This is a genomic window from Paraburkholderia sp. BL27I4N3 (assembly GCF_003386115.1).
GTDB lineage: Bacteria > Pseudomonadota > Gammaproteobacteria > Burkholderiales > Burkholderiaceae > Paraburkholderia.
The window spans coordinates 3,204,493-3,216,580 of record NZ_QREJ01000001.1 but is presented as its reverse complement, the minus strand read 5'-3'; the positions used below and the strand labels follow the sequence as shown (position 1 = coordinate 3,216,580).

Below are 12,088 nucleotides of genomic sequence, written 5' to 3'. Positions count from 1 at the left end.
CACGCAACTGATCCACGTCGATGCACGAACCCGATTTCTCTCTCCCCACCAGCGTCTCCAACGATATCTGTGCAATCGCCGCGCACGCCGACGCCTGCTTCGCGGCAGGGCGTCATGACATGGCGATTGCCGACTACGAACGCGTTCTCGCGGCGCAGCCGCACAATGTGCACGCGCTCCATCGCCTTGGCCTTGCCCTGTTTCGCGTCGATCGGCTCGACCGTTCGCGCGTGTATTTCGATCAGGCATTGAATGTCGCACCTGAGCGCGCGGACATCTGGGAGCATCGCGGCTTGATCGCCGCGCTGGGCGGCGACTTGATCGCGGCCGAAGCGTTCTACCATCGCGCTGTGGCTTTGAGTGGCGGCACCGCGAGCCTGCATCGCAATCTGGGCGATTGCCTGAAGCTTTCGAAGCGTCTCGTCGAAGCACGCGGACATTATCTCGAAGCGCTTGAACTCGAACCGACCTTACATCATGCCGTTCGCTCGCTCGCGCGAGTCAGTACCGAGCTGGAACGCTATCAGGACGCAGCGGACTACTGGCTGCACGCGTGGTCGCTCGAGTCGACGCATCTGCCGGACGCGCTCGAATTGATCGCGGCGTTGTCGAAAGCGCGGCGCGGCGCGGAGATCGACAGCGTGCTCGCTGACCTGCGCATTCGCTTCGCCTCAGATGCGTCCGCGTTGCAACAGTTGGCCTTTGCATTGAACGAGGCAGAGCGTTTCAGGGACGCGATCAGCGTCGCCATTGAGGCGCTCGCCGTCGATCCTCTCAATGGCTGGCTGCACCACAACGTGTCGTTTGCGTTCAACATGCTGGGCGACTTCCCGGCCATGCATGCGCATGCCGTCGAAGCCGCGCGGCGGCTGCCCGATCATCCGCTGATGCAATTCAACCTCGCAGCCGCGCAACTGCGCGCGGGCGACTACGAAAACGGCTGGAAGCAATATCGATGGGGTGAAGCCCTGCCGGAAAATCACGATCTGGTTCGCCCCGCTTACCCAGAATGGCAAGGCGAGCGGGTAACGGGCCGCCGCTTTCTGCTGGTCGGCGAGCAGGGGCTGGGCGATCAATTGCAGTTCTTGCGTATGGCCGACTGGTTGCATCGGCGCGGCGCACAGGTCGATGTCTGGGTCGAGGCTCCGCTCGGCGAAGTGGCGCGAAGCGCGGCCGGCGTGCGTGCCGCGTGGACGAGCGCGCCGCCCGGACCGTACGACTACTGGTGCCGCATGCTGAGCATGCCGGAGTCCATGAAGCTGGAGCTGCCGATGTTGCCGCTCGCGACGTCTTATCTGCGAGCGGAACCGGCGCAGGTGCAACGCTGGCTGGCCCGGCTCGACTCAATCGGTGCAGCCGATGCGCGCGATCCGCCCGGAAAACGCGTCGGCATTGTCTGGGCCGGCAATCCGGCGTACGAGCTCGACCGTTATCGGTCGATTCCGTTGCGCCAATGGCTGCCGGTTTTGCAGCAGACCGGCGTGCAATGGTTCGCGCTGCAAAAGGGCGAGACGCAGAACGACGCCGTGGCGTCGCGTGCGGATAGCAGCATGCACAGACTCGGGCCGGAAATCGGCACGTTTGCCGACACGCTGGCGATCGTGCAGTCGCTCGATCTGGTGATTACGGTGGACACGGCGGTTGCTCATCTGGCCGGCGCCTGCGGCACGCCTGTCTGGGTGCTGGTGCCCACGTTCACCGACTGGCGGTGGCTGACGGCGCGCGACGATAGTCCGTGGTATCCGTCCGCGCGACTGTTCAGGCAGCGCGAGTTGGGGCGTTGGGATACGGTGCTTGACGAGGTGGCGCAAGCATTGCGCGATTTTGTCGCTGGCTGAAAACCGGGCGGTCTGACAGCGCCCGGTTTTTCAGTTGAAGATGGCCGCGAAATAGCTTCGCTTACTTCTTGCCCATCAAGGTATCCATCGTCTCGCCACGCACGACGATCTCGGTACGGCGGTTCAGCGCGCGGCCTTCCGGGGTATCGTTGGCCGCTACCGGGTTGTTGTACGCGTTACCCTTCGTGCGAATGCGGTCCATTGCGACGCCGCGCGCCACGAGCGCGTAACCCACCGCGGTCGCGCGCGCTTCGGACAGTTGCTGGTTGTATTCGAGCGTGCCGACATTGTCGGTGTAGCCCTCGACCACAATCGGTTTCTTGCTGCGCTTGAGCAGCACGGCCGAACGATCGACGACCGTGGCCGCGTCGCCGCGCACGTCGGATTTGTTGAAATCGAACAGGGCGGTTTCGGGCAGCTTGACCGCGACACCGCCGGCGACCGGCGCCACCTCGATACCGACAGCCTTGTTCAACGACGTCTCGGTGTCGCGGTTCAGTTGCGCCGCGCAGCCTGTCACCAGCAGGACCGAGATCGCGCATGCGGTTGTGCTCAGAATATTCTTCATCTTCGTGTCTTTTCCTTGGTTGTGCGTTCATGTGGCGCGCCGTTCGATTGCGGGCGGCCGGCTTTGCAAAGCACGGAGGTTTTATCGCGCGACGCAAGTCGTGGAGAATCGGAACTATCTGAAATCGACACGCCGGTGAGAGCGCTTCGCTACCTCTGTCGTAATGGATGAAATCTGCTGAAGGGCAAGGCCTGGGTGTTGGCGAATGGTCCGACAGCCGCGCCGTTATAATCCGACACCATGTCCATCCGTTTCGATGCCGCCGACGCCCACTGGCGCGTCGCGCCCTTACCCGGCTTCAGCGCCGCCCAGAAAGACTGGCTGACCCGTGGCGGTTCACTGACCGCGCATCTGCGTGCGCTCGGTGCCGTCGCGGTACGCGTCACGCACGAAGGCGTCGCGCTGCCGTGGGCCGACGAGCGCGCGGCGCTCGGCCTCGTGTCGCGTGCGCCGGTCTGGGTTCGGGAAGTCGCGCTGTCGGTCGACGGCATACCGTTTGTCGCCGCGCATAGCGTCGCGCCGCTCGCCGCCAGCGCCGGTGTTTGGCAGGCCATGCGGCGTCTGCGCACGCGGCCGCTGGCTGAGTTGCTGTATAGCGATAGCAGCGTGGCGCGTTCGTCGCTGGTGAGCCGCAGGTTGACCGCGCGGCATCCGCTTTATCGTCTGGCCGCGCGTGAAATTGAAGGGTTGCCGCCGCACGCGTTGGTCGCGCGCCGCTCGGTATTCGAGCGCCATGGCGCGCCGTTGATGGTCACCGAATGCATGTTGCCCGCGTTATGGACGCATCTGGCGACCTTGTCCGGCGCGAGCCGATCGGACGAGCGGCTCGCGCATCCGCGGGTGCGCGAACACGGCCGTCCGCTCGAGCACACCGCATCGCGCGCGCATCCCGCGATGCGCGCGTCCGACGAAGGGAGCCGCTGATGCTGCGCGGTTTTCCTCCGGTCGCCGCCGCGGATACGCATACGCTGATTCTCGGCAGTTTTCCCGGCGAGGCGTCGCTCGCCGCGACACAGTACTACGCGCATCCTCGTAACCAGTTCTGGCGCCTGCTCGGTGCCGTGCTCGACGAACCGCTCACCGAACTCACTTACGAGGAGCGTTTGCGCCGCCTGCTCGCGCACGGCATCGGCGTGTGGGACGTGCTCGCCGCCTGCACGCGCGAAGGCAGTCTCGATGCCGCGATCCGCAACGCCAGTCCGAATGATTTTGCCTCGCTGCGCGCGCACGCGCCGAAGCTCGCCAAAGTCTGCTTCAACGGCAAGACGGCGGGCCGCTTTGCGCCGGTGATCGGCGCGGCGGGCTATGCCACCCTCGTATTGCCTTCGTCGAGTCCGGCGAATGCTATGCTCTCGTTCGACCAGAAATTGCGTCTTTGGCGCGACATCCTTACATGACGAAATTGATCAGGCGCGCTTCGGCTGAAGCGCGTGCCTTCCGCAACCGCGACGCTGACGCCGCCGGTGGAAAACAGAAAACGCAGAAACCGCAGAAATCGCAGAACCCCGCGCGCAACAAAACGCGCGTTTCGCACGACGACGATCTGCACGACGCGCCGCAAATCGAAGCGCCGCGCAAACCGCGCTTCGCGCCAGTGACGTTCTCCGAAGAAGGCGGCGTGCGCTTTCTGCATTTCGGCACGGAGTGGGTGCAAGGCGCGATGCGTCTGCGTAAGCCGGATCACATCGAACTCGAATACGCGCAGCAGATGATGGCCTGGCTGCTGTTTATCGAAACGCCCAAGCGCATCGTCCAGCTCGGTCTGGGCGCCGCGGCGCTGACCAAGTTCGCGCATCGCTTCCTGAAACGCGCGAAGGTCGAGGCGGTGGAGGTGAACCCGGCGGTCGTCGTGGCCGCGCGCACGATGTTCGAGCTGCCGCACGACGACGCCCGTCTGACCGTGCATGAAGCCGACGCATGGGATTTCGTCAACGACCGCGCCAACCACGGCACAATCGGCGCGTTGCAGATCGATGTCTACGACGCAACGGCGCGCGGTCCGGTGCTCGACAGCGTCGGCTTCTATCGCGCGGTGCGTGCGTGCCTGACCGACGCGGGCGTGGTGACGGTGAACCTGTTCGGCGATCACCCGAGCTTCGTGCGCAACATGAAGCGTCTGAACGAAGCCTTCGACGGCCGCGTGGTCGCGCTGCCGGAAGTGCACGACGGCAACCGCATCGCGATCGCGTTTTCGGGCCCGGCGCTCGAGGTGCCGTTCGCGGCGCTGCAGGCGCGCGCCAGGCTGATCGAAGCGGAACTCGGTCTGCCTGCGCGCAAATGGATCAAGGGCCTGCAGGAATCGACCGGGCAAAACGGCGCCGCGTTCTCGATCTGATTGCAACGACCCATCCGGTCGGGCCGCGCAAGCCGGTCCGATCCAAAGCAGTGCATGGGCTAAGTGTCGCAGCCGGTGCGCCGCGCGCCGTTGCGTCCACGCGACGTTCGCGGCCCTCATCCATCGCGCATTGAACGGCCGGTCCTCTTCCTCGCGATGCGGGCCGGCCTGTCAGACCCAAGCGGCACGGCTTGATGCGCCTCGCCGCAGCGCTTTCACTCCTCTTGCAGAAACACCTTCGCGCCGACCTCGAAAGCGCGATCGTGCTGGGGTCGCCCCTGCTTGACCGCGCTCTCGCCGCTCCTATACTCTTTCGAAGCTTTCGGGGCACCCGTGGGCATTCGCGGGGCCACCCCTCGCAGCGGGATCCACCACCCGTCAAACACGGGCCAACATTTCAATAATAGGGAAGAGGAGACGTCATGGCTCACGACGCCGACGCGAACAAAGCCAGCAAGCACTGGCTCTGGTTGCTGCTGTTGCCCTGGATCGCGATGATCTGGGTGCCGTCATATAACAAGGTCGAACCGGTGCTGTTCGACTTTCCGTTCTTCTACTGGTATCAGCTCCTGTGGGTGCTGATCAGCGCAATCATCACGGCGCTCGTGTACTTCAAGACCAAGACGCGCTCCAGCGGCCGTCCGCAGGGGGGCGCACGATAATGAACGCCATCGCAACTTTCGTCTTCGTTCTGTTTTTCATCGGCGTCACGATTCTCGGCTTTATCGCGGCCCACTGGCGGCGCGGCGATCTGGCGCATCTGGAAGAGTGGGGCCTCGGCGGCCGGCGCTTCGGCACCATCGTTACGTGGTTCCTGCTGGGCGGCGACCTGTACACCGCGTACACCTTCATCGCCGTGCCGGCGCTGGTGTTCGGTGCGGGCGCAACGGGTTTCTTCGCGCTGCCTTACACGATCCTGATCTATCCGTTCGCGTTCGTGGTGTTCCCGAAACTGTGGAGCATCGCCAAACGTCAGGGCTATGTGACGTCGGCGGACTTCGTGTCGGCGCGTTATGGCAGCCGCATGCTCGCTCTGGCGATCGCCGTGACCGGCATCGTCGCGACCATGCCGTACATCGCGTTGCAACTGGTCGGTATCGAAGTGGTGATCGGCGCGCTCGGTTTCGACACCAAGGGCTTCGTCGGCGATCTGCCGCTGATCATTGCGTTCGCGATCCTGGCGGCGTACACGTACACCTCGGGTCTGCGCGCGCCGGCCATGATCGCGGTGGTCAAGGACGTGCTGATCTACATCACGATCTTCGCCGCGATCATCGTGATTCCGCCGCAACTGGGCGGCTTCGGTCACATTTTCAGCGCGGTGCCGCCGGCCAAGCTGCTGCTGAAGGCGCCGGACGTCTCGAGTCTGAACGGTTACAGCGCGTACGCGACGCTCGCGGTGGGTTCGGCGCTCGCGCTGTTCCTGTACCCGCACTCAATCACGGCGGTGCTGTCGTCGAAGTCGGGTAACACGATCCGCCGCAATATGGCGATGCTGCCGGCTTACTCGCTGGTGCTCGGCCTGCTCGCGCTGCTCGGCTTCATGGCGTTGGCTTCGGGCGTGAAGGACATGCCTGAGTTCGCGCCTTACTTCAAGGCGTTCGGTCCGAACTTCGCAGTGCCGGCGCTGTTCCTGCATTACTTCCCGTCGTGGTTCGTGGGCGTGGCGTTCGCGGCGATCGGCATCGGCGCGCTGGTGCCGGCGGCGATCATGTCGATTGCGGCGGCGAACCTGTACACGCGCAACATCCACAAGGAGTTCGTCAACCGCAACATGACGCATGAGCAGGAGACCAATGTCGCGAAGCTGGTCTCGCTGATCGTCAAGGTCGGCGCGGTGGCGTTCATTCTCGGCCTGCCGCTCACGTACGCGATCCAGTTGCAGTTGCTCGGCGGTATCTGGATCATCCAGACGTTGCCGGCCATCGTGCTCGGTCTGTACACGCGCGTGCTCGACTATCGCGGCTTGCTGGCGGGCTGGGCGGTCGGTATCGCAACCGGCACGTGGATGGCGATTTCACTGAAGCTGGCCGGCTCGATCTTCACGATCCACCTGTTCGGCATGGCGATTCCGGGCTACGCCGCGGTGTGGTCGCTGATCGTGAATCTGGTGGTGTCGGTGGTGGTGAGCTTGCTGGTGCGCGCGGTCGGCATGCAGCGCGCTGAAGACCGTACCCGTCCGGAAGACTATCTGGACGTGGTCGAAAGCTGATCGAGGCATGCTTCATGTCGTACCGCTCTACGCGGGCGGCAGCCTGAAAACAGCAACGCCCGCACACGAAAGTGTGCGGGCGTTTGTCTTGATGAGGCACTCTAGGGCAGGATAGCGGAACCGTCCTTCACCGTATCGAGCGCGCCGCCATGGCTTCTGCCGATTCCCACACTGTGATTCCACGCCGCTCGGCGCTCAGCCGGATGGTTCGCGCGGTTACGTCGCCTTACTACCGCTATCGCCACGCCAGGGTGCTGCACAGTCTGCGTGTCGGGCTGGCCATGCTGGTGTCGATTCTGGCGACCACCGGCATCGACATTCCGCACGGAATCTGGTCGTCGGTCACTTTGCTGGTGGTGATCGGCGGCTTGCAGCATCACGGCAACATCCGCAAGAAGGCGGCGGAGCGGGCGGCGGGCACGCTGCTCGGGGCGTCGATCGGGCTCGCGCTGATCGTGTTGCAGAACCTGACCGACTCGCCGCCGCTCACTTATGTGCTGATGTCGATCGTCGCGGGCATCTGCGCGTGGTTTGCGATCGGCTCGTCGGGCTATATCGGGCTGTTGACGGCGATCACCATGTGCATCGTCGCGGGTCACGGCGACAACCAGATCGACGTCGGCCTGTGGCGTACGGCGAATGTGCTGATCGGCATTGTGATTGCGCTGGCGTTTTCGTTTGCGCTGCCGCTGCATGCCACCTATTCGTGGCGCTATGGGCTCGCGACCAATCTGCGCGAATGCGCGCGAATCTACACGCGGCTGCTGGAGGGCGAGACCATCAACGAGGAAGAGCAGGTCAAGCGCTTTCTGGCGATCAACAAGCGGCTCGTGCAATTGCGTTCGCTGATGCCTTCGGTGGCGAAGGAAATCGAGGTGCCGCAGTCGAAGCTCGAAGAGATTCAGCGGCTGCACCGCTCGGTGCTCAGTTCGCTGGAGTTGCTCGCCACTGGTCCGCTGATGCACGCCGACGCTACGGCGCGCGCCGCGTACGCCGAGCAATGCGGCGTCGAGGTGCGCACCGTGCGGGCGATTCTGCTGGGGATGGCGCGCGGCCTGCGTTTTGGCCGGGCGACGCACTTCGGCATTCCGTCCGCGTCGGCGCTCGCGCAGACGCACGGCGACGCGGCGCTGAGGCTGCCGCCCGAATTTCAGGGGCCGTACTGGCTTGGACAACGGCTTGCCGAACAGGTGGACCGCCTGCGCGAGCGGTTGCTGGAAACCGAGCCGAACTGGAACATCGAACGGCGTGCGTGGCCTTTGTTGAAGGCTTGATGGGGCGGCGCCCGCTCCTGGGCGGCGCGGCGGGCTGACCGAATCGAGAGCAGTGACGAGCGCAATCGCGGCCGCCTTCGCGAGCGCCGCTGCGCTGCTGCGAACGCGGCACCGCGGCAACCGCGGCAACCGCCACAATCGTCGTAACCGCCGCTGGTGTGCACGCTCACTGTGGTCTGCGGCGCCGTCGCGCTTAACTATCGGGCGCTGTCACCATCCACATGAGACCGAAGCGATCGACCACCATGCCGAAGCCTTTGCTCCAGAAGGTTGGCTGAAACGGGAGCGTTACCTGACCGCCGTCGGCGAGCGCATTGAAGAACTGTTTGGCGGACCCGTCGTCGTCGGCGGTTAGCGAGAGGCTGAAGCCGTTCATGGTGGCGGCGGGATCGCAATGACCGTCGGAGGCCATCCAGTCGGTTGAACCCATGCGCACATTGGCGTGCATGATTTTTTCTTCGAGACCGGGTCGCGCCTGATTTTGCGGATCGGGCGGCGCCTCTTTGTAGCGCATCTTGAAGGTGACTTGAGCGCCGAGCTTAGCGCAATAATAGTCGAGCGCTTCCTCGCACCGTCCATTGAAAAATACGTAAGGTTGAACAACCATGACCGTCTCCGGAAGGGGTGAGCAGCGCGACATCCCGCAAGAGCCCACGGATTGAAGAAGTACCGCGCCGCCGCGCGCAGCGCCGCCGGAAGAATGAGTGCCTTGTCACGAAAGCGGAATGTGCGAGAACACAGATTCCAGATGCACCACTACCGCGACTGTGCGGGGGCTCCGCTTATGAGCTGGCGGTGTGAAGCGGCTTTCTTTGCCTACTTTCTTTGCCGCGGCAAAGAAAGTAGGTGCCGCCCCGCACAGCAATGCTCTCAACTTAAGCCTCGAAGGGCTTGTATACAGGGCGTTAGCCCTGTAAACTTCATCGCATAACTCACTGATAAATCAACGATATGAACTCAAATACCAGCGTCCTCAAGGCTTCTGGCTGAGTTCTCCGAATTCCTGTTCGATCCGGCGCTCGCCGATCGCGTGCGTCGTTCTCCCACCGCCTTTACCCGCAATCGCACACTGACCTTGCCGCGCATGGCCGCGCTGATGATGTCGGGCATGTGCGCCAGTGTGCAGGCCGAACTTGACGCGCTATTCGGCGCACTGGGAAGCCGCGGCGGGCGCACCCGCGCTGTCAGCGCACAGGCCTTCAGCAAGGCGCGACGGGGCGTGTCTGCCGAACTGTTCGAGCTGGCCCGCGCCCGCCTGATCTCGCTGGCCCAACCCCATATCGATTCGATGCGCTGGCACGGCCTGAGGCTGGTCGCCGCTGATGGCAGCCGCCTGCGTGTGGGCACGCGTCGCGGCCATGAACTGCGCGCCGATCACTACGCGTTTGCGCTATTCCTGCCGGGTTCCGAACTGACCCTGCACGCTGCACTTCATCCCGCCGACGGCGGCGAGCGGCAGATGCTGTTCGAAGCCCTCGATGTGCTGCAACCGCATACCGACCTGCTGCTGCTCGATCGCGGCTATATCGGCAACGCGATGGTGGCCGCGCTCGCACAGCGCGAAATCCCGTTCTGCATGCGCGTCGATGCGCGTAACTGGAAATGCGTCAGCGCCTTTGCCCGCAGCGGTAAAGCCGAGCGTGTGGTGACACTGGACGCGCCCAGCGAACTGGATGCCCGCGACTATGAACTGGCGCGTACGCCCACCACTGTGCGCCTGATCCGCGACGTCACGCCGGGCGGTCGCGTGCGGGTGCTGATGACCTCGCTGCTCGATGGCGGGCGTTATCCGGCGGCATCGTTCGGCGCGCTCTATCATCAGCGCTGGCGGGTCGAGGAAGCGTTCAAACGACTCAAGCACCGGCTGCGGCTGGAAGCCGTCACAGGCCTCGATTACCTGGCGTTACAGCAGGACTTCGGCGCAAAAATCCTCGCCGACAACCTGTTCACCCTGCTCAGCGATCTCGATGCGCCGCACGACGACAGACATGCCAGCCGTCCCAACCGGGTGTATGCACTGGGCGCACTCAAGCCCATCCTCGGCGCGTGTCTTCTGCGCATCCAGCGCTGCCTGGACGGCCTCGCCGGTGTGCTGGAACTGATCCGCCAGACCCGATGCCGGATACAGCCCTCACGCTCCTATACAAGACCACCCAGAAAGGCCAAGCCCCACTTCCATCTCGCGTACAAACTCGCATGATCCAGCGGAGCTTAAGTTGAGAGCATTGCCCCGCACAGGGGCGACGCCAATAGACCACCGAGAAAGGCCCTTGCAAAAAGATTCTAGTCGTCGATCAGGCGTCAATTGTGACTAAATGTCGTAGACGCGACGGCGCGCGACGCGGTTCAAACGCAGCAGCAAACAGGTGCTTCAGGGGAGTAAACGGCACACGGCCCTGAACCGTGGAGTCCAGGGCCGTGTATGTCGCGCAGCGGCTAAAAGAAGCGCAAGCGACTCTTACCGCAAAGCTTCGATCAACTTCTCCAACTTAACCGCATCAGCGGCAAACGCCCGAATCCCTTCCGCGAGCTTCTCAGTCGCCATAGCCTCATCATTGACGAGAAACCGGAACGACGCTTCATCAACCGGCACGCGTTCAATATCCGCATCTTTAGCGCTATCCGGCGACAGCTTCCGCTCCACCTTCTCCGTGCTCTCCTGCAGCTTCTGCAGCAAATCCGGACTGATAGTCAGCAGATCGCACCCAGCCAGTTCGAGAATCTGCCCCGGCGTGCGAAAACTCGCGCCCATCACCTCGGTCTTGTAGCCGAACTTCTTGTAGTACGCGTAAATGCGGCGCACCGATTTGACGCCGGGGTCATTGGCGCCGCCGTCTTTCGCTTCGTCCCACGCGCTGCCGGCGTTCTTCTTGTACCAGTCGTAAATCCGCCCGACGAACGGCGAGATCAACTGCGCGCCAGCCTCAGCACAGGCCGCCGCCTGAGCGAGCGAGAACAGCAGCGTCATGTTGCAGTGAATGCCTTCCTTCTGCAGCACTTCCGCCGCGCGGACACCTTCCCACGTGGAAGCCAGCTTGATCAGCACGCGTTCGCGGCCGATACCGTGCTCCTTGTACAGCGAGATCAGTTCGCGGCCCTTGGCGATCGACGCTTCGGTGTCGAACGAGAGGCGCGCGTCCACTTCCGTCGACACGCGGCCCGGAATGATCTTGAGAATTTCGGTGCCGAAGGCGATCAGCAACTGGTCGATGATCGCGCCGACCGGCTTCGACGCGTGAGCCTTCACTGTCTTTTCGAGCAGCGGCTTATAGTCGTCTTTCTGCACCGCTTTCAGAATCAGCGACGGATTGGTGGTCGCGTCCTGCGGCTTGTACTGGGCAAGCTGCTGGAAGTCGCCGGTATCGGCCACGACGGTGGTGTATTGCTTGAGTTGATCGAGTGCGGTTGTCATGTTCGAGCCTTCAAGGCGCGTGCGCGCCGTGGTTCAGGAGAAATGAGGTTGCCACCGGTCTGAAACGCAAACCAGTTCCGGCGGCCGCGGGTCACGCTGCAGCGCTGCCCGTCATCGTGCCGGGAAATTTTGACGGAAAGCGCTGCCGGATGCTTCTATTCTATGGCGGATCGGCTGATGCAGTGTTGACACTTGCCCATGGCGATCCGTTCACATCGATATCACGCGGCATTTTCCGCCGATCGATCCAGCGCTGACCGATTCTGCCGAGCGGATTTTACCGACTGATTATTGCCAACCGATTTTGCCGGCAACAGGCAACAGGCGAAAGGCGGCTGGACGTCGAGCCGTCGCCTCGCGCAGCGGACGCATCAAGCGCGCAGGGCGTTCAACACCCGCTCCGCGGCAGCGCGGCTGTCGCCCGCCGCCAGATCACCAGGCCGCCGCCT

At 63.5% G+C, this 12,088-nt stretch carries 11 protein-coding genes; 8 read left to right on the top strand and 3 right to left on the bottom strand.

The genetic code is table 11. The features are described 5' to 3' along the window. Positions 1 to 20: 20 nt before the first annotated feature. Positions 21 to 1,838, top strand: a complete 1,818-nt coding sequence (locus tag B0G71_RS14670) for a tetratricopeptide repeat protein (RefSeq protein ID WP_116142521.1) — start codon at positions 21 to 23, stop codon at positions 1,836 to 1,838. A gap of 61 nt (positions 1,839 to 1,899) precedes the next feature. On the opposite strand, the gene B0G71_RS14665 is transcribed toward B0G71_RS14670, so the two are convergent. Beyond that, a complete protein-coding gene (locus tag B0G71_RS14665) occupies positions 1,900 to 2,406 on the bottom strand; it encodes an OmpA family protein (RefSeq protein WP_116142520.1) in 507 nt (168 codons plus the stop codon). A 240-nt stretch (positions 2,407 to 2,646) separates the two neighbouring features. On the opposite strand from B0G71_RS14665, the gene B0G71_RS14660 reads away from it, so the two are divergent. The 6 genes from B0G71_RS14660 (at position 2,647) to B0G71_RS14635 (ending at position 8,227) form a co-directional block, all read left to right on the top strand. Continuing rightward, positions 2,647 to 3,330: a chorismate lyase gene (locus B0G71_RS14660; RefSeq protein ID WP_116142519.1), complete on the top strand. Its 684-nt coding sequence runs from the start codon at positions 2,647 to 2,649 to the stop codon at positions 3,328 to 3,330. Further along, the gene (locus tag B0G71_RS14655) at positions 3,330 to 3,803 is read left to right on the top strand and encodes a DNA-deoxyinosine glycosylase (protein WP_116142518.1); all 474 of its coding nucleotides are present in this window, start codon (positions 3,330 to 3,332) and stop codon (positions 3,801 to 3,803) included. The genes B0G71_RS14660 and B0G71_RS14655 overlap by 1 nt, the downstream gene beginning before the upstream one ends. Continuing rightward, positions 3,800 to 4,741 (top strand): spermidine synthase, encoded by a 942-nt coding sequence (locus B0G71_RS14650; protein ID WP_116142517.1) that lies wholly within the window; start codon positions 3,800 to 3,802, stop codon positions 4,739 to 4,741. Before B0G71_RS14655 ends, B0G71_RS14650 begins: the two co-directional genes overlap by 4 nt. A gap of 422 nt (positions 4,742 to 5,163) precedes the next feature. Continuing rightward, the gene (locus B0G71_RS14645) at positions 5,164 to 5,403 is read left to right on the top strand and encodes a DUF3311 domain-containing protein (protein WP_106280205.1); all 240 of its coding nucleotides are present in this window, start codon (positions 5,164 to 5,166) and stop codon (positions 5,401 to 5,403) included. Then, entirely contained in the window at positions 5,403 to 6,953 is a 1,551-nt protein-coding gene (gene mctP / locus B0G71_RS14640) for a monocarboxylate uptake permease MctP (protein ID WP_116142516.1), read from the top strand. The genes B0G71_RS14645 and mctP overlap by 1 nt, the downstream gene beginning before the upstream one ends. Before the next feature lie 149 nt (positions 6,954 to 7,102). Further along, positions 7,103 to 8,227: an FUSC family protein gene (locus B0G71_RS14635; protein ID WP_181916774.1), complete on the top strand. Its 1,125-nt coding sequence runs from the start codon at positions 7,103 to 7,105 to the stop codon at positions 8,225 to 8,227. Positions 8,228 to 8,420: 193 nt separating this feature from the next. On the opposite strand, the gene B0G71_RS14630 is transcribed toward B0G71_RS14635, so the two are convergent. After that, entirely contained in the window at positions 8,421 to 8,834 is a 414-nt protein-coding gene (locus B0G71_RS14630) for a VOC family protein (protein ID WP_116142514.1), read from the bottom strand. A gap of 354 nt (positions 8,835 to 9,188) precedes the next feature. On the opposite strand from B0G71_RS14630, the gene B0G71_RS14620 reads away from it, so the two are divergent. Then, the gene (locus tag B0G71_RS14620) at positions 9,189 to 10,427 is read left to right on the top strand and encodes an IS4 family transposase (protein ID WP_309546282.1); all 1,239 of its coding nucleotides are present in this window, start codon (positions 9,189 to 9,191) and stop codon (positions 10,425 to 10,427) included. 258 nt (positions 10,428 to 10,685) lie between these two features. Here B0G71_RS14620 and tal read toward each other — a convergent pair whose 3' ends face one another. Next, entirely contained in the window at positions 10,686 to 11,639 is a 954-nt protein-coding gene (gene tal / locus B0G71_RS14615) for a transaldolase (RefSeq protein WP_116142513.1), read from the bottom strand. Positions 11,640 to 12,088 lie beyond the last annotated feature (449 nt).